This window comes from Paenibacillus campi, from assembly GCF_034659835.1.
In the GTDB taxonomy this organism is placed as follows: Bacteria; Bacillota; Bacilli; order Paenibacillales; family Paenibacillaceae; genus Saccharibacillus; species Saccharibacillus campi.
Genome location: NZ_JAXSQZ010000005.1, coordinates 133,923 through 159,689, shown reverse-complemented (window position 1 = coordinate 159,689; position 25,767 = coordinate 133,923). Strand labels below are relative to the sequence as shown.

Annotated in this window: 18 protein-coding genes; 2 read left to right on the top strand and 16 right to left on the bottom strand. The window is 44.4% G+C overall.

Annotated elements, in window-relative coordinates; genetic code table 11:
• Window positions 1-42 precede the first annotated feature (42 nt).
• From U1I11_RS13855 to U1I11_RS13840, 4 genes are all read right to left on the bottom strand, one after another.
• Complete coding sequence (locus tag U1I11_RS13855) at window positions 43-873, bottom strand: CpaE/TadZ family protein (RefSeq protein WP_322906719.1); 831 nt, start codon at window positions 871-873, stop codon at window positions 43-45.
• On the bottom strand, window positions 861-1,580 hold the full coding sequence (locus tag U1I11_RS13850; protein ID WP_322906718.1) for a hypothetical protein: 720 nt from the start codon (window positions 1,578-1,580) through the stop codon (window positions 861-863). The genes U1I11_RS13855 and U1I11_RS13850 overlap by 13 nt, the downstream gene beginning before the upstream one ends.
• Before the next feature lie 57 nt (window positions 1,581-1,637).
• Complete coding sequence (locus tag U1I11_RS13845; protein ID WP_322906717.1) at window positions 1,638-2,804, bottom strand: SAF domain-containing protein; 1,167 nt, start codon at window positions 2,802-2,804, stop codon at window positions 1,638-1,640.
• A gap of 403 nt (window positions 2,805-3,207) precedes the next feature.
• Window positions 3,208-3,630 carry a MarR family winged helix-turn-helix transcriptional regulator gene (locus tag U1I11_RS13840; RefSeq protein ID WP_322906716.1) on the bottom strand — a complete coding sequence of 141 codons (423 nt, stop codon included), beginning with the start codon at window positions 3,628-3,630 and terminating at the stop codon, window positions 3,208-3,210.
• A 502-nt stretch (window positions 3,631-4,132) separates the two neighbouring features.
• Between U1I11_RS13840 and U1I11_RS13835 the strand changes: the two genes are divergently transcribed.
• A complete protein-coding gene (locus U1I11_RS13835; RefSeq protein WP_322906715.1) occupies window positions 4,133-5,638 on the top strand; it encodes an MFS transporter in 1,506 nt (501 codons plus the stop codon).
• A 137-nt stretch (window positions 5,639-5,775) separates the two neighbouring features.
• On the opposite strand, the gene U1I11_RS13830 is transcribed toward U1I11_RS13835, so the two are convergent.
• The 6 genes from U1I11_RS13830 to U1I11_RS13805 all read right to left on the bottom strand — a co-directional run bounded on the left by U1I11_RS13830 (window position 5,776) and on the right by U1I11_RS13805 (window position 13,600).
• Window positions 5,776-6,699 (bottom strand): DUF4261 domain-containing protein, encoded by a 924-nt coding sequence (locus U1I11_RS13830; protein WP_322906714.1) that lies wholly within the window; start codon window positions 6,697-6,699, stop codon window positions 5,776-5,778.
• A 214-nt stretch (window positions 6,700-6,913) separates the two neighbouring features.
• A complete protein-coding gene (locus U1I11_RS13825; protein WP_322906713.1) occupies window positions 6,914-7,873 on the bottom strand; it encodes a glycosyltransferase family 4 protein in 960 nt (319 codons plus the stop codon).
• 512 nt (window positions 7,874-8,385) lie between these two features.
• Window positions 8,386-8,649 carry a NifU N-terminal domain-containing protein gene (locus U1I11_RS13820; protein WP_322906712.1) on the bottom strand — a complete coding sequence of 88 codons (264 nt, stop codon included), beginning with the start codon at window positions 8,647-8,649 and terminating at the stop codon, window positions 8,386-8,388.
• Between the two features lie 26 nt (window positions 8,650-8,675).
• Window positions 8,676-9,272 carry a HEAT repeat domain-containing protein gene (locus U1I11_RS13815; protein WP_322906711.1) on the bottom strand — a complete coding sequence of 199 codons (597 nt, stop codon included), beginning with the start codon at window positions 9,270-9,272 and terminating at the stop codon, window positions 8,676-8,678.
• Window positions 9,273-9,653: 381 nt separating this feature from the next.
• On the bottom strand, window positions 9,654-11,897 hold the full coding sequence (locus U1I11_RS13810; protein WP_322906710.1) for a DEAD/DEAH box helicase: 2,244 nt from the start codon (window positions 11,895-11,897) through the stop codon (window positions 9,654-9,656).
• Window positions 11,894-13,600 carry a site-specific DNA-methyltransferase gene (locus U1I11_RS13805; protein WP_322906709.1) on the bottom strand — a complete coding sequence of 569 codons (1,707 nt, stop codon included), beginning with the start codon at window positions 13,598-13,600 and terminating at the stop codon, window positions 11,894-11,896. The genes U1I11_RS13810 and U1I11_RS13805 overlap by 4 nt, the downstream gene beginning before the upstream one ends.
• A gap of 1,469 nt (window positions 13,601-15,069) precedes the next feature.
• Here U1I11_RS13805 and U1I11_RS13800 point away from each other — a divergent pair.
• Window positions 15,070-17,403, top strand: a complete 2,334-nt coding sequence (locus U1I11_RS13800; RefSeq protein WP_322906708.1) for a hypothetical protein — start codon at window positions 15,070-15,072, stop codon at window positions 17,401-17,403.
• Between the two features lie 592 nt (window positions 17,404-17,995).
• On the opposite strand, the gene U1I11_RS13795 is transcribed toward U1I11_RS13800, so the two are convergent.
• From U1I11_RS13795 to U1I11_RS13770, 6 genes are all read right to left on the bottom strand, one after another.
• Window positions 17,996-18,736 (bottom strand): DUF6707 family protein, encoded by a 741-nt coding sequence (locus U1I11_RS13795; protein WP_322906707.1) that lies wholly within the window; start codon window positions 18,734-18,736, stop codon window positions 17,996-17,998.
• 359 nt (window positions 18,737-19,095) lie between these two features.
• Window positions 19,096-19,932, bottom strand: a complete 837-nt coding sequence (locus tag U1I11_RS13790) for a MurR/RpiR family transcriptional regulator (protein WP_322906706.1) — start codon at window positions 19,930-19,932, stop codon at window positions 19,096-19,098.
• A gap of 156 nt (window positions 19,933-20,088) precedes the next feature.
• A complete protein-coding gene (locus U1I11_RS13785; protein ID WP_322906705.1) occupies window positions 20,089-20,868 on the bottom strand; it encodes a PHP-associated domain-containing protein in 780 nt (259 codons plus the stop codon).
• Window positions 20,865-22,070, bottom strand: coding sequence for an ABC transporter ATP-binding protein (locus U1I11_RS13780; protein WP_322906704.1), 1,206 nt, complete (start codon window positions 22,068-22,070; stop codon window positions 20,865-20,867). Before U1I11_RS13780 ends, U1I11_RS13785 begins: the two co-directional genes overlap by 4 nt.
• A gap of 1 nt (window position 22,071) precedes the next feature.
• The gene (locus U1I11_RS13775; protein ID WP_322906703.1) at window positions 22,072-23,910 is read right to left on the bottom strand and encodes an ABC transporter permease; all 1,839 of its coding nucleotides are present in this window, start codon (window positions 23,908-23,910) and stop codon (window positions 22,072-22,074) included.
• Between the two features lie 171 nt (window positions 23,911-24,081).
• Window positions 24,082-25,281 carry an ABC transporter substrate-binding protein gene (locus tag U1I11_RS13770; protein ID WP_322906702.1) on the bottom strand — a complete coding sequence of 400 codons (1,200 nt, stop codon included), beginning with the start codon at window positions 25,279-25,281 and terminating at the stop codon, window positions 24,082-24,084.
• Window positions 25,282-25,767 lie beyond the last annotated feature (486 nt).

Genomic DNA, 25,767 nt, shown 5'->3' with positions numbered 1-25,767 from the left:
ACGATTGATCAACAAGCTAATATCGATACTGCTCACCTGCCATCATGCCTCCTTTGCAAACATATTTGGATCGACGCCAAGCGCTGTAAACAAGCCTTTATTCAAACTGCGAATATGCTGGATCAATGCATAATCAGGCTGCTCACGCTGTATATGCTTACGCTTCAGGAAAAACTCTACTACTTTCTGCTCATTGCACGCATCCATATACGAACTGCAATGCGGCAGTACAAACATAGGCGCTTGCGGCTTGAACAAGCGCCGAATATTAGCTAGTGTCAGCCGTGAACCTGAATCGTATTGTCCGATGACGAGCACATAGCGCTTCTGCTCGATCTGCGCTGGCATGTGCTCAAAAAATTCACGTAACAAGCTCATATTTTGGCTCAGTGATACGACGATCAGATCAGCATGATGAAGCACCGCCTCATTAAGCGCATGACCGTGACCACTACCGGCATCGATTAAAGTAAGATCATACGCGCTACGTGCCGCCTGACAGATCGGTGCAGCCACTTCATGCATACGTACAAACAGATCGGCATCCGGTTTGTGCGTACCAGGCAACAGATCAAGTGAACTGCTAAACACTGGCAGCGTATAATCTTTCAGCGTACTTGCGGTCAATTGACCAGCACGTGCCATTCGTTCCAGCGAATCGATGCCACTGGAACAATACGCAATTGACATAGCATCCAGTGTGCGCTGCTGTCTGCGAAATGCGCTTTCTACCAGTGAGCCACCATACTGGGTATGACCAGCAAGTACGATGCTCACATAATCAAGCGCAAGCATCGCTGCTGCCGCGACTAGATTCGATGAATTGCCCGTTTGTCCTGGACGTGCTCCCCAGAATGCAATTACATTCCCCATACCGCTTCATTCCTCCGTGACAATTTTTTCGTATAACTTTTTAACTGCTGATGATCCAATTCGCTCACATTGCCTGCCATCTGTTGGATCGCGGTACGCAGTGGGCGCGAAATCCGTTTGATGCTCACTCGATTGCTATTTTGATTAACTATTTTCTGCATATAATCCATTTCATCAAACGGGATCATAAATGAACTTTCCTCAAACACAACCGGCAAGCATGAGAGCATTTGCTCCATATAATCTTCCGCCAGCCCGCTATCGATCTGCTGCACAAACAGACGGCAAAACGGAATCCGCGGCAGTTTCGGATCACGTCCAGCGATCAGTAAGCGCATAAGCCCAATTGCCATTTCTAGTGAACGACGTTCAGATGAAACGGCTACAAAACGTTGTTTAAAGATGTTTAGATCGTCGATATGAATAAAATCGGGCTGTGAGCATAATACGAGCACATGGTCATAATGCTGTTCATCATCAAGTTGCCGCCGCATATGGGCAAAGTTGGTAAACGCATAACCGATATCAAATTCATCGTATTCCGACACCCCTTCCGCATTGGTAGCGATCGGCGTATTATAACGAATAAATCCTTCGCTACTAGCATCAACTAGTAACACGCGGCGACCTGCTGTTTGCAAAAATTTGCTCAAATAGATCAACAAATCGCTAATATCAGCGACACCAAGAAATAATGAATAGTTCATCGTCATCCTCCTTCGACTTCGTGTTAACTTATTGCGCTGTCATCGTATACGTCGTATTTATTCAACTAGCGGTTGCTGGAATACGTCTTGCGCCTTTTCAGTACTAGAAACTTGATTAGAGTCATTGGCACCGGAACCTGCATCAGATGCAGACGGAGCGGCTGTATCGTCAATTGAAGTCACTATAGGTGTCGCTTGTTTAACGGTATCCGATACTTGTCCGTCAGAATCAGCTCGCGGGCTCGTTACTGAAACGGATGAAGAAGACGTTAATTCCTTGTTTTCAGCAATTCCCGAATCTTGCCGGGCTGTTGTAACAGCCGAATCGGCTGTATCGGTATGATGTGCTGCCGCTGCTGAAGCGTCAACAGATGAGGAGGCACTCGCTCCACTTACCTTCGCTTTATCCGCCTCGCTCATTTGGCTTAGATCGTTATCCAATGTTTGGCGCGCCTGTTGACTTAGCTGTAAAGTTGCCTTTGTCAGCACATTCGGATCGGATTGAATCAGATGAATCACATCGATATTGGCTGGGTAGTTCGGAATCGCCTTATTTTGCACATATGGATCAGCGTAAGCAATCGCATATAACCGCGCTCCTTGCAAATACGCATCGACGATCGCACTGCTCATGACGAGCAGTTCGGATTCGTTAATGTTGTACCATACCGTTTCACCGGACAAGTCCTCGACTTTCTTTTTGGACAGTACGATATAGTCACTCCCATTCGGAAAACCGATCCGCACATCTACAAAATCGCCTTTTTTCAGCTTGCGTGGCAATTGCATCACATCGTATTCACGGCTGCGCAAATCATGTGGTGTAACCCCATCGGTGTAAACCATAGCCGGTGTTAGCGCTGTGCCTTTGCCGGCATCGATTTTGATCATTTTGCCGATCAGTTGCTTCGGATCGACGATCGCATTGGTCGGCGCGCCCTGTTTGGACACAAATGCTGTCGTCAATTGCTTGCTGCCGATCACCTCACCTGCTTTCAAATCACCGATTGTGACTACAATTTTGCTGGAAACCGCTTGTTGTTCCTGTAACGCCTGCTGTGCTAAAGTTAGCTCCACTTCGTATTGAGCTTTAATCGCTTTAAGCTGCTTTGACTGATATTGAATTAGAAATATGTATCCGAGCGACGCTAAAATCGCTACGATCAGCCCACCGATCACACCGGCGTAAATTTTGTTTTTCATCTGAAAACGAATAATCGACACATTGCTCATCCTCCTTTACAATTGCTAAATTCAGTTGCCGATCTGTAGCGCTTATGTGCAAAGCTCAATCGTGTAGCTTCATTACGCATCCTTTCCATCCTGTTACTCCTTTCTACAAACAAAACAACAAAAAAAGCACGCAAAATGTCCTAAGACATTAAGCGTGCTTCGCTTGTAATCGATCGTTGTTTAGTTATACAGCCATCTTATATGATGCCTCTGCACGATGTCAATCGATTTTTGTGCGTCGTTCTTACTTTAAGGTTGGATGTCACAAGGCTGACAGCTTATGAACATGCTTCAGCAAACAACAAACATAAGCGTCATACAGTGCTGTATATTGCCATATTCAGACTCGCACTCCTATGCATGTCGAAAAAGCTCCTGTGTATAAATCTTTCATTTACTCATTATTGCTATGATAAATCTTGTTCAAAAGCTGCCATAGCTGTTCTTTTTCCTCAACGCTCAAACTGCTTGTCAGCCGCTCATTTGCCTCTTGCAACGTCTGATACAATATCGGTTCAAACGCCTGCGCTCGTTCTGTCGGATACAGCAAATATGCACGGCGATCATTCGGATCGACATGCCGTTCGATATACCCTTCTTCCTCCAATTGGCGCACTGAACGCGCGGTTGTCGCTTTATCAAATTTGAGGTCATTGGTCAGCTGATCCTGATTCACACCCGGACGCTGCAAAATCGCTTTCAAATAACTATGATGCCCACCGCTGCCAATACCATACGGCTTAAAACTACGGGCAAGCTGCTTCTGATTGAGCCGATTAATGTAGGAGATCAGCTTGCCAATCGAATCCTTTTGCATTTGTATACACCTTCTCTACGGGGCAATATTGCCAGTATAATATGCGACTACTGCCATAATACGCTTGCTATGCATTGAAATATAACCACTTACGATCAAGGCACAAATGTATCCATTCGATTCCATAATGGATGCTTGACCGTAGTAACTATGGATATATGAAGTGTAGGCGTTCCATTATTCACCTCTATTTAGGGTACAAAAATTCATTATAGGCAGCTAGCCTCGTTTGACTTTAGCACGACTAGTAGGCTGTCTCAAGTAAACATCGTGTGTGAGCGTACCTTAACCGATTCATCATCAAGCAATGGTTAAATCGACAGACTGTAAATGTACTTAAACCATGCTACTAATCATACGTAATGTAGCACAGCTAGTCATACGTCATATTGTACCAAAAAAATATAATTTTGATTAGTTGCAGACGCAACAATTTCGTACTATACTCAAATCATCGATATGGTTGCGAACGCAACTATTTTACAAATGAGGTGATGAATCGATGGCGGAACTTGCACAACGACGTACGTATCAGGATGATCCGAACATTCAACGCAGACGCTGGATCATTTTGATTGTGATGAATTTGTTTACTTTTATGGCAACACTGGACGGCAGTATCGTTAATATTGCGTTACCGACCATTTCCGAATCGCTTAAACTACCGGTTGCCCAGACCGAATGGGTAACGACGAGCTATTTGATGGCGATTTGTGCAGCGATTTTATTTTTTGGCAAACTGGGTGACAGTATCGGCAAAATCCGCATATTCAAGCTAGGGATGGTCATTTTTCTGATTGGCTCGCTGCTGTGCGGCTTTAGCAATAACCTGACGTTTTTGCTACTGTCCAGGGTCGTGCAGGCGATTGGCGCGTCGATGACGATGGCGAACAGTCAGGGCATTGTGACCGATATTTTCCCGCCGACCGAACGTGGCAAAGCGCTAGGGTTAGTCGGTACATTTGTATCGCTAGGCAGTATCGCCGGGCCAAGCCTGGGTGGAGTCATTTTATCGACGCTGGGCTGGCAAGCGATTTTTTGGGTCAATGTGCCGATCGGGTTAATCGCGATCGCTTTCGGTTGGAAAATGCTACCGACTGATATCGTCAAAACCGGTGCACGGATTGATCAAGCAGGCACAGGGCTATTTACCGGCTTTATTTTGTTTTTGTTTGCCGGGTTGCTGCTCGGACAGCAGCTTGGTTATACGGACGGACGTATTATCGGTTCGCTCGTAGTTGCAGCGGTGTTGCTCGGTGTATTTTTATGGGTGGAAGCGCGTAAGCAGGAACCGCTACTACAGCTGAAACTGTTTCGCAATCGGCTATTTTCGCTCGGTATTTTATGTGGATTTCTCGTGTTTGTATCGAATTTTTGTTTTAATATTATGGCGCCATTTTATACGCAAAGTATTTTGGGATTGTCCCCATTTCATGCTGGCTTTTTGCTGATGCTGTTTCCGATGATGATGGTCATTATCGCTCCGCTTAGCGGTGCACTATCTGACCGGATCGGCTCGGAAATTTTAACCTTTGCCGGGTTGATGGTGATGGTCATTGCCCAGTTTGGACTGGCACGACTGCATGAAGGTAGCCCGATTCCGATTGTCGGCATCTGGGTCGCTATGCTTGGGATTGGCACCGGGATGTTCCAATCACCGAACAATTCGCTCATTATGTCGCGCATCGCCAAAACACAGCTTGGCATTGCTGGCAGTGTCAACTCGCTCGTTCGTAATGTCGGCATGGTCGTCGGTATTACGGTTGCTACAAGTACATTATTCGGCGTGATGAGCAGCGAAGCAGGCTATCGTGTCACCGGATTAATACCGGGTCGTTCGGACATTTTTCTAACCGGGATGCACGTTGTGTTTGTTGTCTCGGCAAGCATCTGCCTCGTGGCAGCTCTGCTGACCGGCTGGCGCATGCTACACTCGCGGCATATCGCTAAGCAAGGTGTGGATGAACCGCAAGGGCAGATGACGGAGAGTGGGGCGGGCGGGAAATGAATATGCTCGTTGTCGCAAAGTGCTTGTTTCGTGTATACGTGCGAATGTTGATGATAGATTATACAAAAAGAGCAATGCGCCGACTGAATCGTCGGACATTGCTCTTTTGGCATCTATTATTGTTTTCGTTCAACTTATTAATACCCGATCTTAATACTATCCCCTTGCGTCGCCACTCCAGGCGAGCGGACGAGTGACAGCTTGTGTTCAGCGGAATAACCGAGCGTTTCGCCATCATGTAATACGACATTGCTGCCTACTACATAGGTCGTAATATTGAGCATTAACTCAAACACATCGCCTAAATCTTGGCTGGAGTTAATGATCTCCATCTCATCCTTGCCAAAATGGTTCAAACCGACGGTGTAGGCACAATTGCCTTTTTTGTCTTCACTCGTATACATACCGAGGAATACCCATAGCTGTACCGGAAGTTCGCGGTCTTGCAACATCTGTGCGCTTTCGAGATACGATTGCGCTGACATGACCATTGGCGGCGCATAATAAGCGATCGCCTGCTCCAGTTTTAATACGCTGGCAACAAGCTGTGTGAACAGTGCATGTCCAAGTAACGGGTCTGTAACGCCCATTACGGTTACAATCACATGCGCTTGCTGTGTAGCTACAACTTGCTCTGCCTCAGGCCACAACAGATTGTATTTGCACGTTTCCTCTACTTCACGATCGGGAATCGGTCCCGGCATATAAGCAAGCGCCACCTGCATATCTGCAATCTGGAACACCATATTTTCGCTCGGCTCCAGCCCATCGATCTGAATGCCCCATTCTACTCGCATATTGGTAATAATCTGCTCTGGATCAAATGTAGCTTGATTCAGTAACACAAAACCGAGCAACAAGCTGGCAGGCTCCGGCAAATTAAGTTGCTCTGCCGCTACAGACGGCTGTGGTGCATCGGCTGCCGCATAACCGTATGCGCTCGGATTGCCTGTATTTGCCGCACGGTCATCAACTGTATGCTCGTTGTTTGATGCTTCATGTGGTAGTGCTCGTTCATCGGCAGACTGCTTTTTACGACGGAATTTATCAAAAAAACCCATACGATACAGCTCCTTTATTATGTAGTAGTTGGCATAATTCCATTGTGATTGGTCCATTGTAGTGTAACAGGTATTTCATCCATTTCCTATCCCCACCTCTGCCACTACAAACAGTCCGCTTGCCCAATGCAGCATCGGAACGAGCAGACTGTCTAGACGGACGTATTGCAATTCGAATACGTTACCGCTTTATTTTACATGAATCACACTATAACTACACCGGCAGCAGCAGCAAAATAATCGATGACAGGCTTAAACACAAACTAATCAAACAGAGCACGAGCAACACCTGCTGCTGATTCAATCCGCTCGACAACAGGCGATAATGAATCTGCGTCGCATCGGCTTCATAAATCGGTTGCCCTCGCAACATACGGCGAATGACCACAAAAATATTATCAAAAATCGGCACCCCTAGCGCCAAAATCGGTACAAACAATGACAGCAATGTCGCCTGTTTAAATGCACCGTCCAGCGCAATGATCGCCAAAATAAAACCGAGAAACGTCGCCCCACAATCGCCCATATATACGCGCGCTGGCGGCTTATTGTATCGCAAATAACCGATGCCGATCCCAACGAGACTAATCGCCATGATCGCTGAATCCGATTGCCCTTGCGTGAGCGCGACTACAAACAACGTTCCTGCCGAAATCGTAGCCAGACTGCCTGCCAGACCGTCCATCCCATCGGTAAAATTAATGACCGTGGTGACGCCAAAAATCCATAGCAGCGTTAACACCAACTGTAACCATTCCGGCAGCAAAATATATTGATCGTTAAATGGATTGGCAAAGCCGGAAAAGCGAATGCCTGCCATATATACAACAAGTGCAGCGATCAGTTGGACGATCATTTTGGGTAGGGCAGGAAACTCACGCCGACTCACTTTATACCAATCATCCACAAGACCGATTCCAAGTACAAGCAGCGCTCCGGTCAATACGGCTGCCATTTTCCACCATCCGGCATTCATAAATGATATGTATGAAACTGCAAACCCGCCAAACAAAGCAATGCCCGCCATCAACGGCACAGCCTCTTTGTGCAACTTACGCTCACTATCCGGACGCGGCTTATCGACAAAATCAAGCCGAATCGCCCATTGGCGTACGAGCGGAATCGCTAGCAGTACAAACACAAACGATAGGATAAAAGCAGCGATATATTGCATAGTTCCTCCTTATAGTTTGAATGACATTATACGATGATCATATACCGTATAGATTGCATTGTTGTCTGTTTTGTGGGCGAGTAGCTTAGGCTGCGTACATTTTATCCGTAGCAATTTTATCCATCGCGATGGGATTGCATATCTAATTTAGATATACAGCGAAAATGAAGAATGAGCAATAAGGCAAATCTGATATTTTTATCATTAATTTGCCGCTGAAAGTTTATTGATATTGCATTGTATGTTTGAAGACCGCAAACTTTAGCGCCAATGCTTGCCTAGATTTATGTGCTCCATTCCACACTGATTGTACTAAAAATAGCATACAAAGTTGCTTTAGCATTGCTATACCTAATATGAATCAATCGAACATACAGACATATGGACATACAAAAACAGCCTGCTCAGATATTGCATCCGATCAGGCTGTCATTTTGCAGCGGTAGACTACACAGTCCATTATGTTTGCGCACCCCTTCGCAGTGGATAACGCATTCATCTCTACTTACCGCTTACGCTTCTTCAAAAATACGCTCAACTTGCGGCATAATATCATCCCAGTTTGCATCCGGCAGTTTGCTTACGGTTACAAAATCGCGCATGCCAAAAATATTGTCTACGCCATCGATTTGCACGAGTGCTTGAGCGATGGCATGGTCTGTCGTATCGCCTGCTTTGACCGAGGTGCTAGCTGTACCTTCAAAAATCGTACGGTCTGCATTGATTTTGACCGCGTTCGGATTCGGAGTAGGTTGAACTTGAATGTGAATAGCCATAATGAGTCTCCTTTTTGGGTTGGAATTTACTTGCGTGCTTGACGTTTTGCTGAAGCGGAATTGCCGCCTGAATTCGGTTTCGGGCGGTCACGCTTCGGGTTGATCGTCAGATCGAGCGCTTCCCAGCGGCCGCGCAGCCATTCATCAAATCCGTCACCTTTTTCGCCTTCATAGGCATCATAAATATCCGCACGCATCCGGCTAAATTTGCCTTTGAAATCATCATACGTATGATCGGCAGGCAGGCTTTTTTTGATACGGATTAGCGTTTTGGTCATATGGTTGAACAGCTCACTGTTCGAACGCTCCGGCAGTTCGGCAGCTACGCCAAGTTCACGCAACTGCTTGTGCGCTTCCTCACGCACAGCGGTCACCGGATCATTGTGCAGCAGATGTTGAAGCAGGTCGATAATCGGTGGCTGTGCATATTGTCCTAGCGCGCGCGCTGCTTCCAGACGACGCTTCCAGTCTGCCTGGCGATGCGCATCCTTTTTCAACTGGCTGTAATTGTCTGGCAATTCGTAACCGTCTGTGACCGGTACAGCAACTTCCTCTGTGTCGTCATCAGCGGGGGCAGTGTGCAGATGTTGTTGTTCGTGCTCGTTTGGTATTTCATTACTCAATGTGTTCAGTTCCTCTCTGTAGCCGTTACAGGCTCGTGTACTTCTGCCCTTATACTACCACAATCCGTTGCACACGCCTAATATTTTGCAAGTTTTGCTGAGAGGAACACGCTAGTAGGCTGTCTCAAATGAAAATTTTGTTTAAACGTCCCTAAATCGATTCAGCACCAAGCGATTGTTGGATAGACAAACTGTAAATATATTTAAGACAAGCTACCAGTACCTTGACCAAGTTAAATTTCAACTTTGATTGTATACTTGAATCAGTATCAATAAGAGCTTAAGCCAGTTTCAAAACTTAAATTAGTCTCGGTCAAAGCACCAGGTACCATTACTTTTCGAAGTTAATATTTGATACTATGCTTTAAACGACCTAACATTCTATTTTTCGGCTTCTGTAAATCCGAAAAGATTATTAATAGGTTGCCAGTTATCAGCTACCATTTCATCTATCCACTCACCACTGTTGAGATAGTAAAGTTCCTCATTCATATCACGTACAAAAGCCCACTGGATATTATACTTTGCCGCATATTTCTTTAATGCCTCATATTTAGCTGGTGCATAAGGGTCGATATTTTTATCCCGCCCCTTTACATCTTCACCACCCTTAGTTTCAACAATGTAAATATCTCCATTCACCATCTGAATAACAAAATCAGGATAAAAATGTGAAACTCCTCCGTTAGTAGTATAAACAAGCGAAAAATATTGAGAACCCTTATCCCCATTTTTATAAACAAAATCAACAAAATCATCGTGTTCTTCAAACCAACGTTCCATAAGACGTTCAACAATACTTGATCTAACTGCAATGGATGCTGTAGTGTAACCTTGATAAGCATTTGTTTGCACTATTTTTGTATCTTTCAATTTTGGATTGTACGTATATCTTTCCTTCAAAGGAATCTTAAAATCATTCTTTTGGATATTATCTAAATCAAGACTTCCTTGAACTGCTTGTTCTATATCTATTTTTCTGAATTCTTCGCGCAAAGAACGCCAATTATTCAAAATGAATGCTGTCCATTCATTAGCATCTAACTTTAAAATGGAAGTTGCAAGGGAATAACCTCTCCATAAGAAGAAACGTTTAAGCATTGCTTCCACTTTAGACACTGGTAAATGAAGTACACGATCAAGTTCGTGGAAAGCATGTAGCAAATCTATTCGATTGTCTTGATAGTCAGCATCTATAGAACGTTCTCGATCAACAAGTTTTTCTGCATTTTTTAGCGTATCAAAACGTCCCTGCTTGAATGTTGTTAATATTTTACTACCTAAAAAATAACCATTAGATTCTAGAATACGCTTATTCTCCTCTAAATCCTTTGTAAAATTAAAACGTTTCTTCATACCCTCATATATATTATTAAGAATCATTTTTTCGTTCATAACTTCGTCATAATTAATCACACGTTCAGAAATTAACTTCAAATCTTTAGCTTTATCTTTAAGATTCAATGTTGGTGTTGGTGCAACTGCTGCACCTTGTGCAAATACTCCATTTAAAAAATCCGTATCAAAAGTATACAAGTAAGCATTATCCAACAAATCAATGTTATAGTGTCCTATCCAAGGTTGTGGCATACGGCGAATTCGTCCCAATGTTTGAATTGTGAACTGCTCTCCCATATTTTCGCGGATTTTGATTAAAATTTTAGCTCGGGGCGCATCCCATCCTGTCGCAATGGCTTGTTTAATAATAATATATTCTACTTTATTATCAAGCTTGTTCACATTAATAACGTTACGTTTTTGTTCCGAAAGCCAGATACCGAGCTTACCATCTTCATATGTTTTATTCATCGCTTCTTGAAGATACTTTTCAATACGTAAAGATAAAAGAGGAGTTGATTCGTCAGGAAGTTGCACCAGTACAAGTGGATTAATACCAGTCACTCCATTCTCAATATAGCTAGCAACAATTTGTTGACGTTTTTTTTCAGCTGCATCAAATAAAATCGAAAACTCATCTGTTTCTTTCAGATTTATATCGATTTCTTCATTGACAACTACTGCTTTTGTAATCAAACCAGATTCAATGACTGATTCCTCTAATACCTCATAGAATTCAACTAAGTCTGGTTTTTTCGGATCGTCAACTGTTGCAGACACACGAACCGTTTTAGCTGCCTTGAATCGTGAAATAATATCACGTGCTTTATTCGTATCATTGCGATGTGCTTCATCAATAATTATAATAAAATGACAATCATTCTGAAAAGCCTTATCAATTTTATCAATTAGATTATCACGTTCGTTATCTGTAAGCATTGCTTTTGATTTTTTACCAACCACACGTTCATAATTGATGAAAGTTGCGGAACCTCGTTCAAAACCATTAAGTAAAGCTTCATCTACAGATTGTACCTTAATACTCGAAAATTTTTTTGCTTTGTCTTGCGATTGTTCCTCTAGTTCTCCTGCACCTGGCGTAAACCAAACAAAAGCAACATTATCTCCAGTAGAGCAGATATATTCATCAATCCATGATAAAAGCATAATAGTTTTTCCTGCTCCTGTTGGCGCTTTAATAGTCAAATTATTAACGTTATATTCAGGTGCTGTAAAAGCCAGAAGTCTATCGACCACATCTTGTTGGAAACTTTTTAATTGTATCATTTAGCCCATAACTCCGTTCCAAAGAAATAATTAGGGATTTCTTGCACCCTAATTTTTAAATCCTCCAAAATCCTATTTTGCTTTGCATCTCGGAAAACATCTGGATGCATGAAAATTGTTGAATTACTAATAAGTTGTTTACTATCAATCAACAATTCAAGTTGTTCTTCGTTTAAAACAATTTGAACTTTAGGATTGGTAATATCGACTGAAAATTCTAATTCCACAAGTGGTGTTACATATTTTAATAGTTCATATTCCAGTGAAACATCTGGAAATTCTTTTTTGACAATAAACTTAGTCTTAAAGTATTTGAGATTTAAAGGATGTGCTTCATACTTATTGGTTCCAGTAGAAACATGTTTCATGCGCTCGTAGGTTACTTCTTCAGCAATATTATTTTCATTGTTAGTAGCTAGAATAAATTTGCGATTACCGTCATCTTCTTTATTGAGCTCTACAACTGCTTGTCCTGTTGTACCAGAACCAGCGAAAAAATCTAAAATTATTGATTCTTTATAACTTGTAAGCTTAAGAATATCTTTTATTAAAGTTACTGATTTAGGGAAATCAAACCTTTTCTCTCCTAAAAGCTCTGTAAGAACCTTTGTACCATGATGATATGCATGATATTCAGTTTTTATCCAATGAGTTTTTATGACTTCATTCGGTCTTTGTTTTTCAAAAATTGATATTCTCCCATCATTTTCTACAACTTCAATATTTCCTTCATCCCAATATTTCGAAAATGATCTCGGTAAAGTCTTCCAAGTTCTTTCTATTCCAGAACTAGTTATTGGATACACTGAAAAAAAATCTTTTTTTTCAGTGAATGAATATTCGCTTAAGTCTTTAGAAATGTATATTGGGTACCAAAAGTTCGGCTTTGCATCTCTAGTAGCATATTTGCCATCGCTCATTCTAATAAAATTCTTCAGCTTATATGCTCCAATATTATCACTCTTATCATAATCCTCCGGATTGTTATTTATTAAAACCTGTCTAAACGATGCTTTGTTCTTTTCTTTTGCATAAAACAAAGCAAATTCATTGCTTGTTCCAAAAAATTTCTCTTGATTTCTACCTTCAGGCTTATGAACAACCGAAACAATTCCAATACGATTTTTTTCTCCAAATTCTTCATCCATCAATTCAATAAGATTTGCTAATTCATAATGGTCGATTGCTACAATAATTATTCCTCTTGCAGATAATAATCTTTTTGCAATTCTTAATCTTCTTTGCATAAAGCTAATCCACTTAGAATGTCTAAAGTTATCCGTATCATCAACAAATGAATTATTATATTTCCAGTCTTTAGCCCCTGTATTGTAGGGTGGATCAATATAAATTACATCAATCTTGCCAAAATGCGTTTTCTCTAGCAGATACAGACTATGTAAATTATCGCCCTCCAAAAGAAAATTATAGTCATCTGAAGCAAGATTATCACTTATTTTCTTACTTTTTTCTTCCACAAAAACAGGAATCTTGGTTCTCATTTCTTCTTCAACTTTTTCAGCATGTTCTTCCCAAACCAGACCATATTTTTTGGTATTAAGCATTTGAAGCAGTTTTTCAAGTTTTGGAATATCATCCTCACGTGCTTCATCTCGTGCTTTTTCAATCATAGTTTTAACATAATTTATAGAATCGACTTTTTCATTTTTATGTGGACGATCATTAAAAGTATTTTCAGTCATTATAGAGCACCTCCATCCCATCGAGGTTGCTTTTCAAGAATAGCAAAAAAAGTGATTTGCAACTGTTACTGTAGTATTGCGTCATTTTATATTTAGCCCTTTCTCAATCAATTTTCAGATAGCACTATTATATCAAACATGTGAATATATAACTATTCAAAAAAAGGTTTGTTACTTAAGTAACTTGACCACATCAACAATAATTTCCATCTATTTCTGCGCCATAATCAAAATGGAGATATGGTTCATAAATAAAATACGAAGTTTGATTAAACGAAATAGATTATTCCTACATTCAGCAAGAGTACGTAAACGCGCGATGATTCTTATGCTTGCAGATGAAAGTCAAGCAAATATTCCGACGCAAGCTGAAATTGCAGAACGGTGTCAGTTTACTGAAGGACATGTCCATCGAACGCCAAAGAATCACTATAAATTTGGATCGAACAGTACGTTAACGTATAGTCGTAACTCCTCTCTCGTTACAGGAGAAGTCGAAGGATGGCTTGCGGGGAACTCCCTGCTGGCTTTGCCAAATGGAGCGTGCGTTTGCTGACCCAGTGAATCATGGAGCTTGAGATTCTGCTCAAGTCGGTGAAAAAACCATACGAACCACTTTAAAAAACACACCTCAAGCCACATTTAAAAAAGCAGTGGTGCATTCCAGCGCTTTGCAAAGGCAAATCTATAGCTCGAATGGAAGATATTTTGGAAACATATGCACTACCTTACGATCCTCAGCTTCCTCTCCTATGTATGGACTAATAACCGTATCAACTCCTGTCCTCCTTGCCGATGATACAAGGAAACGTCTACTGCGAAGACTTTGAATAAACACGCGAAAAAAAACTGCAATATTTATATATTTATCGGACCTTTGGTCGGTTGGCGTCATTTGTATAACATTTTGTCAAACGAAAAATGATTAGGTCCTGCAAATTCAAGCATTATTGAACATTTATCCAGATGTGCAGTACATCCGACTCGTCATGAATAATCTGAATATGCACACGATTGCCTCGTTATATAAAACCTTTTCTTTACACGAAACTTGTGTGCTAGCTAAGCGGCTGGACATTCACTATACCTACAAATATGAAGAAGCTCCTACTTTAACTACTTTCAATACTTGCTTTAAATCTATTAGCTTCCTTTATTTACATAGGGAAGCTGTATAATATAAAACTATATACTTAAACAGGAGCAGCTTTTGGCATGGAAGGTTCATTGAAACCAGATACAAAAAGCCGCCGATTGGCAATTTATGACGTAACGAGAACGAGACAAACTTAATATTTATATTTCATAATTTAAGGCGGTAAAATTGGTAGAATGTATACGCCAATAAGCACTACCCACTACCATCACTGGAGTCACCTCCTCAAACTATGTTACGATATACATGTGTGGCGTTTATATCACTTACATATGAAGTTTTCTGTGCTCAATCAAGTAACAGGAGGTACGCTGTGAAAAAATTACCACTATTATTTTCATTAGTCTTTTTTATCCCTGCCATTGTACTTAGCTTTGCGATTTGGTCTGAATTTAGCAAAATATATGATCCGAGTGCGGTCGGCAATGGAATATCCGATGTCACGCAAGTATGGTATGCCGATGATGGAACGAAAGTGCTGACCGTGCTTGACGGTTCTTCTAATGACGGTATGACGGTAGCGATTTATAACGGTGATGGCACGCGCTATTATGGCGATGCCAATTTGGATTCCGATACGTTTCGCAACACGGTTGTCGCCTATCAGCAAGGTAAAACGATAATAACGGTAAAAGATATGCAAGATCATATTTTGGCGTATCAATTTAATCCGGACTCGGATGCTACATACTCTAATATTGTGAACAAGCCTGTATTGAGCAGCGGCTTTTTAAGCAGCAGTACGGTGAATTGGCGCGGGCGTATTCTGATCGCCTCTGATGACACCGACTCTGCGGACAGCAGCTCGCCGCCATTTATAGCGACGATTCACGATGCCAAATTCCACTATGTTTCACTGGAGCGGCTGGCAGGGCTAGAAGGAAAACGAATCAAACAACTGCGGCAGGCATCGTCCACATTTGATACGACCGGCGCTACCGTGCCGATGTATGAAGCGACATTGGCGGATGATACGACCGGCTATATTAGTGCCATTTTACAAGCTAACGGCACGCCAGCCGTCTATTATAAGCCGAACAGCGACCAAACGAGCTTTGATGTTGAAGACGCAGCACAATTGTATTTTCAAAAACAATTCGGTCGTAGCGGACGTGCAACGATCGCCGTCGATAGCAACTATCCAAAACAAGCATATGTACAGTCCGCAAACGGTCAAACGCAAAAAGTGTTGCCTTTACCGAAGCCATTATATGCAGCCCACTTGTTCCTGCTGAATGATGACGAAATACTGGTCGCTGGCTCTACCGCCAAAGACCCGGCACAAGGCAAAGCGATTGCGTATGTATACAACGAAGTTAGCGGTCAGTCTACAGACGTATCCGCACTTGTGCGTAATTTGACTATGGACGATCTGCAAAATCCAAATTTGAAATTTTATAAAGAGTCAGGCAGTGCGGCTGTCTATTATTCCGATCTTAATCATTCGGCTGGCTGGCTAAATACGGAGACCGGACAATCCAAACAGCTCACGACTGCCGATGCCAAAAGCTGGCAGCTTAACGGTCATACCGGTGCTACCAATAGTCAGACGCCGACGTTGCGTGGTTTCTGGGAGTATATTCGTCAAGGTGGGCCACTCGTCATCAACTGGGTACTATGGTTGTTTATCCCGTTTCTGACGCTGGCAACTCCATTTATTATTTTCACAATCGCTTCCAGAGCGCATAAGCGCGCACTGAAGCGTGGCATCGTATATGATGCTATTATTTTACGGATGAAAGAGACTGGGACACGTATTAATGAACAGCCACTCGTACGCTTTACGTTGCAATTTCAGCATGAAGGGCAACAACGTGAAGTCGATGTGACCAAAGTCGTCTCCTATTTAAACGCACCATCCGTCGGTGATACGGTGATGATCAGCTATGATCCAAAGCGCCATAAAGCGGTTTTCCTGACAGAGCAAGATGATATTCCAGCCAATCATACAGCTAATGGTGGCGCCGAGCCGGAAATCATCCAGCAGGCGACATTACAACGGATCGAGCGACACGCAACGATCGGACGTGCCGATGTGCTGATTTTGCATGTAGAGGCAGACGGACAATTACACCGGATTCCGGTCGTGCAAGCTCCCCATTTTACGTATGAGCCGTATAGCCCGCTTACGCTCATTCGGGTCGGTAGTATCGTGCGGTTGTATCGGTACGGCAGCAGTGTAAGCAGTACCAACGATCAAGATCAAATTACGCTTGATGCAAGTCTGGTCAATTACGAGCGTATGAATGTGCATGCCGCAGATCGCGCATTAGTGCTAATGAACGTATCGATTCATGCCGGTGATCGCAATGTTCCACGGGTGAACAGCCTGTTCGTACCGGATGAAACGCTGAATAGTATGCGCAACGGTATGCGTATCCCAGTGAGCGTGAATCGGCATGAATTTGCACGGGAACTTCGTCTGTTAAAAGGTAAACAAGGCAGCATGGTCGTACAACGGGTCAGCTATAACGGCACGATCGGTGAACGCCCGCTAGCAAGCATTATCGCTGAACGTGACGGGCAACAATACCGGATCGAACAATCGATCGAACCGCTATATGGCGTCAAGCCAGGCGATGAACTATGGGTGTCTTATGATGAACAGACACGCGAAGCGACCATTGTGCAGTATGCTTCGACTTGATCGATAGTTCCGCTGAATAGCCATTGGACGAATAGGCAGGCAATGAGGATACTAGGCAGTGTCTTCAACCCTTCCGCGTTGTCATGTTATTATTCAAGTGGGTCGCGTTTTAGGTGAGTTGAGCTGCGTATACAAGCGTAATCTAATAAAAAAACGCATTGAACTGCCTATGAAGCCGTTTGAAGACACGCCCTAGTGGCTGTCTCAAGTAAAAATCGTGTGTGAACGTACCTTAACCGATTTATCATCAAGCGATGGTTAGATCGACAGACTGTAAATGTACTCAAAACAAGCTACCAGGATGATCTAACGAATAGGTAGGCGATGAACAAAGACCGATGCTCTTTAAACAGGCATCGGTCTTTATTAGTTTGGATTGGGCGTTGGGACTCAGCGTTTGACTTGGCATTAGGTCTGTATGAACAGAGCCCATGTTGCTTTTACATCTATGCTGTTGATCCGTAGGTCCAGCATATGCGGCACAAGCGATTTGTATTCCACCTTTTACAAGTATGCCGTTGATCTGTGTATGCCTACATTGTGAAACGGTATCATTTAATCGTAAATAGGTTGAATTAGAGCATCTGATCCATCAAGCAAAAGGAGACAGTTTGAACAAACCGACTTCCGCAGCAATCTTACGAATCGTCTCGATTTGAACGGCAGCTTCCTGTGCAGCACGTTCAGCTGGATAAGCTTTCGAACCGCCTAACAGTTCCAGCTTACGCAAACGCATGAGCAATATTAACCGCTGTGCCGCTTCATCGGTACGCTCACCTGCTTCCATATCACGCTGAATCGCAGTTGTGTCCAATGTGTCTCCATTCAGAAAACGCTTATGCACTTGCTTTTTCACTTGCACGATATCTTTTTTGCCGGTTTTTACCGCCTGCTGGATCGCTGTAATTGCCTGCTGGCGCGCTTGTTCCGTCTGCTGTTCAGGTGCCACAAATGCGGACAGCACGATCGCATGTTCAATCCATGTCCAACGATTGTAATTTTCGTCAAATGGTACTTTGGACAATGGCTCCACAATCTGGCGGGCTACCGCATCCTCTCCCTGAGCATAGAGCAGCCAGGCAAGCTCAGTCAATGCTTGTAAGCGTCCTTGCTCGCTACGCATATCGCGTACAGGCAGACGTTTCACCACATCCGCCAACGTTAGCTTTGCTGCGGCAGACATGTCTGCTCCCGTAGCAGCAGTGTCCTCCGATACTGTAATTTTTACAGGTGCAGATTCAACATCATTGGCACCGGACGTTTGTTCTGGCAACGCATTTGCCGCTTCCATAATAGATGCAAGTGCCTGCTGCAATGTGATCGTTTCGTTCATGATCTGCTCCCCCTTTATCTATCCCTCTACTCGCTGTTTGCACAAACTAACACAATAAGGGTAACACCTCACATGTCATCCATGCCAGTGTTACCCTTATTTAACCGTTAATGGCTAGTCGCTTTCAATCGTTATCATTCCCCTCATCGTCAACGCATCCAGCGTCCAATACATGATGTTACAAGCGAATGTACGGACTTTTCATCACTATAAATACTGGGATGTCATTATTATTCGACTGAAGTTTTTCTGTTGATGCAGGTGAATCGATTTCCGCTTTAGCCAGCTAGCGCAAGTTGGATACTCGATCCATCTACAATTGTTGAGGCATATGCATATAGCGCGCACAGTACGTGTATTTATAAGCGTTTAGGTAGCCATTTATTATATTGGCGGCGCAAGCGATGCAATTGCTCGCTATGCCTAAGCGCGCGTTGCTCCTGCGATTTGCCAACTGCGACGATCAGCGATTCCAGCAGCACTAGCGGCGCTGCCATCGAATGAAATTCCCACACTTCGCCGCGTGCACTGTATAATGCGATATCCGCCTTTTGCCGCATATCGCTTACCGCCAGATCGGTAATAAGCAATGTACGACAACCGCACTCGGCAGCATAATCAAGCAATGTCGAAAGTTCCGGCGATTCCGCCACAAAGCCGAACAACACGACCGTATCACCAGTGCGCATATGGATGAGCGATTCCAGCAACTCATGACCACCATACTCCATCATCCGCACTCGATTGCCAAATCGAGTCAGCCGGAATTCCAGCAATGTCGCTAGCGCACGCGCTGAGCCTGGCCCATACACATGGATCGTGCCCGCTTCCACAAGCGCTCGTACCGCTTTATCAAATTCATGCTGATCTAGTCGTTCGGCAGTTTGCTGCACATAATGCAGCGTATCGAGTAGTTGTACCGCCGCGCTGCCCTGTTCTTCCAGCCGTTCAAATGCCGTCTGTAACTTGAGCGAAGGCGAGACTAGCCCTTCCTTTTTCACCCGATGCTTAAATTCTTTTAAATTGCGGCAATCAATCTCCGCCCAGAAGCGGGATACGGTCGATACGCTCACCTCACATGCAGAGGCGATATCTTCTTCCACCATAAACGGAATGCCCTGTATATTTTTCAAAATATAATCCGCTACCCGCTGATGACTACGGGACAGCTTTACATGATCAAACGTCAAACCCATACGTGATCCTCCCTACTGCTGCATGCCCAATCATCTGTCATGAATCGCAATCGCAGCCGATCATGCCTTCCGCATCATACTGCTGCTAATCCTTGCTGCCTTTCTTCATCATACAGACTACGTGTAACCAAGTATAGACGCATCGCTAAACTGTCATTACACCTGTCCATGCAGTGAAGCGACAACTTCGACTTTCTGTTTAAGCAGCTTTTTCACCGCATTGGCGGCGCGAACTTGCAAATGCAGTGCAGGTGCAATATGACGTGTGCACTGACCGTTACGAATCGCGCTTCGAATATCGGCAACAGTCTCATAGTTGCCTGGCAGCTCATTCCACACACAGCCAACTTGGAACATTTGATGCGCATCGCTGCCCGCCACGACAGGCACATGATGCTGTTTGCCCAATGTGAGCACGTTGGCGATATTTTCCTGAATGCCGATCTCATGCAAATCTTTACCGTTCAGATCAAACGCATCAAACCGACGCAGCAATTCAGGCGCTACATGATAAAGATGATTGGAGGCGCGGAACGGATGACCGCCAATGACCATCAAATCCGCCGGCTCGCATAGATCAAACAAAGCAGCTAGCGAAATAAAATCAGCTGGCGCCGTATGACCAGTCAGCGCCCGCCGCACCTCAAGCAGCGCATCTTTTGCCCCGCTAATGAGAATATGTCCGCCTTCCGCTACATCCACTTCCATCCCGGTAAAAATGCGAAAGTTGCCGTATTCATAATAATGTCCATTACACGGAAAATGCTGATCCAGTGTGCCATATACGTCATCAAAACGATGCGTATTAAAATGCTCTGTCAAAATGATCGCGTCCAGCCCATGCATAAGCGCCTCGTCCAAAATAGTCGTAAAATGCTGAAGTGAAAAGTCGGTTTTTTTGGATAATTTGGCATGAATATGAAAATCGATTTTCATTGTGTATGTACCTCCGCAAATAATGGTAAGTGATGATGGGGATGAGAAATCGCACCCGTTTGAGCCGTTAATGTTGGGCAGACCGGTCTCAGTCCATCCAGCAGCTCGCCGGTTTCACCGTGATACAAATTCAGCTGTTCAGCACTTAGCAGCATATAGACAGCATCGCCAGGCTCATAATCGGCATTGCCAAGCAAACGTACCGTAAGCAAACGACCACCTACAAGCACGGTCACGGTCGTTTCCGAGCCTGCCGGAAATACCGTATCGATCTGACAAGCGATTGCTCCAGGCATAGCATGACGCTGTAGTCGCATATGCTCCGGCTTGATCGTCAGCGTTACCGCCATACCTTCATCCGGCAGCACAGACAATTGCCCTTCCAGCGCAAACGAGCATACCGATGACGACCAATACAGACTGCCATCCCCTGCCATCAACACGCGTCCTTCCACATCGTTCATGTCCATACCGCCATTGCCAAAAAAATCGGCAATCCGCAGTGTTGCCGGACGACGATATAACGTCTGCGGCTGATCGACCTGTACGATCTTGCCTTCAAAAAAGACAGCGATCCGCGATGATAAGGTTAACGCTTCCTGCTGATCATGGGTTACATAAATAATCGTTGCGCCCAGCTCGCGGTGTAGCCGTTTCAGTTCTGCTCGCATTTCCACCCGCAAGCGGGCATCCAAATTGGACAGTGGCTCATCCAGCAGCAACAGCTCCGGCTCAGTCACAATCGCCCGCGCAATCGCCACCCGTTGCTGCTGACCGCCGGACAGCTCACCAGGGTAACGCTCCGCTAACTCACCGATCCGCACTTTGTCCAGCGCTGCCATCACTTTGTGGTGCAGCTCGCTTTTGTGTTGACGACGAATACGCAAGCCAAAGGCAACATTGTCAAACACCGTCATATGCGGCCATAACGCATAGCTTTGAAAGACGAGATTTAGCCCGCGCCGAGACGGATCAAGATGATAGCCGGTCTCGCCGTTTGCAACCTCTGTGCCGCTTAATACAATCGTGCCGCCACTTGCCTGCTGTAACCCGGCAATCGTGCGCAGCAGCGTCGTTTTGCCGCAACCGGAAGGGCCGAGAAAGGTCATAAATTCGCCTTTTTGCACATCCAGATCGATGCCGCGCAGCACCTGCTTGCTGCCGATCCGAACGGTAACATTGCGCAGTTCAATCGTGCTCATCTTATTGTCCTCCAATTCCCGTAGTCAGATCGGCTTTGCCATACCGTGTGGCGAGCGCATAGACGAGCATGACGATACCGATCATCATTATCAGCACCACATTCGTAAGCTGAGTATACCCTTTTTCCACATATGCAAAAGTTAACGTCGTCAGCGTCTCGGTGCGTGGGGTAACGAGCATAATGATCAATTCCGTCTCTTTCATCGCGCCGATAAATACGATCAGAAAGGCGGACAACAAACTCCTGCGATTGAGCGGCAGCAAAATGCGTTTAAACCGCGTCCACCATGACGCCCCATTCATCTGCGCCGCTTCTTCCAATTCGCCGCCTACCTGCATAACAGCGGCACTGCCCGCTTTGACTGTAAACGGCAATTCCTTAACGACCGTAATCAAAATAATAAGCCATACCGTACCATACAATGCCGGAATGATCCAATGCGGACGTGCAAACATCGTAATATAGATCGCTGACAGCGAAATGCCTGGCATCAAATACGGTAGAAATGATATCTGATCGACAGCGCGTTCAATCCACGTCTGCCGCCCGCGAGCGACCGCATAACCAAGCAGCAAGCCGAACACGGCGGCAATAATTGCTGAACATGCGGCAATCAACAGTGAATTACGCAGCGCAAGCAAAAAAATCGGGTTGTGCAGCACCCCTTTTTCTCCAGAATTGATATCGCTAATCGAGCCACCAATCCAGTAATGCAATGTTAAATTATCAAAGCGATAGACGCCTTCACGCAACATAAATGTTTGCAGGAGCAAAATAAGGAGCGGCACGACCGATACAAGCGTCATGCTGCCGATCGTCAGCAGCGCGACAGGTCGGCGCCAGCGTCCTAGCGCTTGCAATGTGCGCGGATTGTCTTTGCCAGTAATCGTCACAAAGCTGCGCTGCCGTCCGACGACCCGACTGTTCCAGTAAATCATCAACATAGAGATCAGCATAAGCAGCAAACTGAGCACATGTGCCTCGGTCGTCAGCCTTGCCCGCATACTGGAATATAACATCGTCGCAATCATATAAAAATCGACCGGTGTGCCCAAAATCGCCGGTACCCCGTAAGCGCTAATCGCACGCGTAAATGTCAAAATAAAACCGGACAAAATCGCAGGCAACATAAGCGGAAATACGATCTGGCGCAAAATCGTCCATCTGCCTGCTCCATTTATACTCGCCGCTTCTTCCAGCTGTGTATTCATCGAACGAAGCGCCGCGCCAACGAGCAAGAAAAAGTATACACTGTCATGAATGGACAGCGACAGCACGATCGGCACAAAGCCGTAGGCAAGGGTATCCGGTGTGTGCACACCGGTAAGCGATTGCCAAATGCCCGGCGTACCGCCGATTTTGTCATTTTTGAAAAACGTTAACCATGCCTGCGCGATCACCCATGATGGCAACAAATACGGGATTACTGCCAGAAAAGCGATTGCCTTTTTAAACGGCAGATCAGTACGGGTCACAAGCCAGGCGAGACCGCAGCCGAGCAGCATCGATAATATCGATACGACGAGCGCCACCGCACCTGCATGCAGTACCGGTTTATAAAAGAGCGAGCCGCTCATCTCACTAGCGAGCACACGCTGCCAATGATACAGCGTGAAATGACCCGGATTCGCTGCTGCGGTAAGGCGCATATCTTGCGTTTTCCATACAAATGTCGTTAGCAAAATATGCACAATCGGCCATATGACCGTATACGCTAGAAATAACAACCCAACCAGTCCAATTCGATTAACCGGTTGACGCAGCCAGCCATACAGCCGGTTCCACAGCCTAATACGGGTCTGTTTTAACGAAATTGTAATTATCGGCTTACCGGACATTCAGCGTTCCTCCTTTCATTGCTAGCAAGCAGGTTGAAAAACATACGCTAGCCTACTACCTTGACTGCTTTCAATATTTGCTTTCAATATTTGCTTTGAATCCACTTTATGTCCTGATTTACAGCAGTAATACACACCGTTTCAACATATATATTTAAAACGGTCAGAGTACTACTTCTGCTTAATCCAGAAATCACGTACTTTAGGCGAAGTCGTATACAGTGCGTCCGCATCAAAATTCCACAGATTCAGCTTTTCGAAGCCTACCGGATTTGGGGTGGCGACATCGGAGCGCGGAACCCATGACCCGACTTCGTTAAATGGCTGTATGCCAGCGCCTTTACCGTCTTTTTCGCCCATCATCCAGCGGATAAACAGCTTGCCTGCGGCTTCGTGTGGGGCTTGTTTGGCAAGATACAGATAGCCTGCATCCGGTACGGATGTTTTCGGCTTGATATCGTAAATGGGCTGTACGTGCCAACCTTTTTCTTCGACTTTGGACACATCGCCAGATACGGCGATACCTACGGCAGCGCTGGACGTTTTACCGATCGCATCCAACACATCATCACTGCCTTTCAGCACGGTCAAGCCGTTGACAAACAGTTGATGAATAAACGCATAACCCGCGTTAGGCTCGCCTTGCAGATCGATATCTTTACCAAACTTTTGCTTATACGCAGCTGCCATATCGTCACTATGGATCACCATCGTGGTGAACAAGTCCATAAACGCTGGTGAGCTGAGCGGATCAGCGACATACACTTTATTTTGGAACGCTGGTGTCGTCAAATCCCACCAGTTGGTAACCGGTACTTGTTTATAATGATCGGTATTATAAAAGATCGTGCGGAACTCCACATAATTGGCATAACCCGGCGCTTGTGTACGATACGGTTCATCGACCGTTGGCGCGATATCGTCCGGCAAATATTTAATATAGCGCCCCTGCTCAACCATCTCTTTGCCGACCGCTCCGCTCACTTCTTTCGTAATGATCACATCGGGGTTAAACTGTCCGGCATCTTGCTCATTGGTCACTTTGTCCATCATTTCGTCGGATTTGATTTTGCTGACTTCCACCTGTACACCGGGATATTGCTTCATAAACGTCTCTGCCGCATCATTCGCCCGACCAGAAGTGGAGTAGACGACAACTTTGCCTTCTTGTTTTGCCTGTGCATACAATGCGTCAACCGAATCATTAGTGCTTGTCTGCGCCTGTGTCGAAGCAGATTGCCCGTTAGCTACCGAACTGTCTGCGCTGTTGCCACATGCCGACAGTAGAAGCGCCGGGATGAGCAACATCGATAGTAAGCCGCTCGCTTTAGCTTTGCGAAGTAAAGATTTCCGTTTAAATGTTGTGTCCATACATTCCTCCTGGAATAATAATAATTTTCTTTTCGTGAACAATCCGGTCGTCAATATGCAGTCACATTAGGCAAAATACATACGTTGCACAATGTGTGGATTGGAATGTATATAGCTTGTCACGACCTGCATGTCCAATATTACGGAGGAAATGTCAAAATAGAATTAAAGCTCATATGGATTTTGGTAAAAAAATATTAATATATTCATTTTTAATATTTTTTTATCGAAATTAACAATAAAAAAACTCGTCAGCAATGCTAACGAGTTAGTCAATAATTAAACTATATCTTTTAATTGTTTTATCATCATACAGTATCCGTTCTCAGACTCGTAATTTTCGATTTGATTAAAACCAGTCTACATCATCTGCTCCAGCACTGTCTTGAGAATGTAAAGTTTTAAAAGAATAGAGTAATGTTTGTATATGTTCTTCTGTTGGGATTGATTTTAATAGATCATAAAGAGAAATGACATTCAAACCAA

What these genes read in the sequence shown, in the direction of transcription:
- U1I11_RS13810 (WP_322906710.1), bottom strand. Translation starts at nt 11,897, where the DNA reads ATGATACAATTAAAAAGTTTCCAACAAGATGTGGTCGATAGACTTCTG.
- U1I11_RS13840 (WP_322906716.1), bottom strand. Translation starts at nt 3,630, where the DNA reads ATGCAAAAGGATTCGATTGGCAAGCTGATCTCCTACATTAATCGGCTC.
- U1I11_RS13775 (WP_322906703.1), bottom strand. Translation starts at nt 23,910, where the DNA reads ATGTCCGGTAAGCCGATAATTACAATTTCGTTAAAACAGACCCGTATT.
- U1I11_RS13790 (WP_322906706.1), bottom strand. Translation starts at nt 19,932, where the DNA reads ATGGGTTTGACGTTTGATCATGTAAAGCTGTCCCGTAGTCATCAGCGG.
- U1I11_RS13850 (WP_322906718.1), bottom strand. Translation starts at nt 1,580, where the DNA reads ATGAACTATTCATTATTTCTTGGTGTCGCTGATATTAGCGATTTGTTG.
- U1I11_RS13795 (WP_322906707.1), bottom strand. Translation starts at nt 18,736, where the DNA reads ATGAACGAAACGATCACATTGCAGCAGGCACTTGCATCTATTATGGAA.
- U1I11_RS13770 (WP_322906702.1), bottom strand. Translation starts at nt 25,281, where the DNA reads ATGGACACAACATTTAAACGGAAATCTTTACTTCGCAAAGCTAAAGCG.
- U1I11_RS13830 (WP_322906714.1), bottom strand. Translation starts at nt 6,699, where the DNA reads ATGGGTTTTTTTGATAAATTCCGTCGTAAAAAGCAGTCTGCCGATGAA.
- U1I11_RS13855 (WP_322906719.1), bottom strand. Translation starts at nt 873, where the DNA reads ATGGGGAATGTAATTGCATTCTGGGGAGCACGTCCAGGACAAACGGGC.
- U1I11_RS13805 (WP_322906709.1), bottom strand. Translation starts at nt 13,600, where the DNA reads ATGACTGAAAATACTTTTAATGATCGTCCACATAAAAATGAAAAAGTC.
- U1I11_RS13785 (WP_322906705.1), bottom strand. Translation starts at nt 20,868, where the DNA reads ATGAAAATCGATTTTCATATTCATGCCAAATTATCCAAAAAAACCGAC.
- U1I11_RS13825 (WP_322906713.1), bottom strand. Translation starts at nt 7,873, where the DNA reads ATGCAATATATCGCTGCTTTTATCCTATCGTTTGTGTTTGTACTGCTA.
- U1I11_RS13835 (WP_322906715.1), top strand. Translation starts at nt 4,133, where the DNA reads ATGGCGGAACTTGCACAACGACGTACGTATCAGGATGATCCGAACATT.
- U1I11_RS13780 (WP_322906704.1), bottom strand. Translation starts at nt 22,070, where the DNA reads ATGAGCACGATTGAACTGCGCAATGTTACCGTTCGGATCGGCAGCAAG.
- U1I11_RS13820 (WP_322906712.1), bottom strand. Translation starts at nt 8,649, where the DNA reads ATGGCTATTCACATTCAAGTTCAACCTACTCCGAATCCGAACGCGGTC.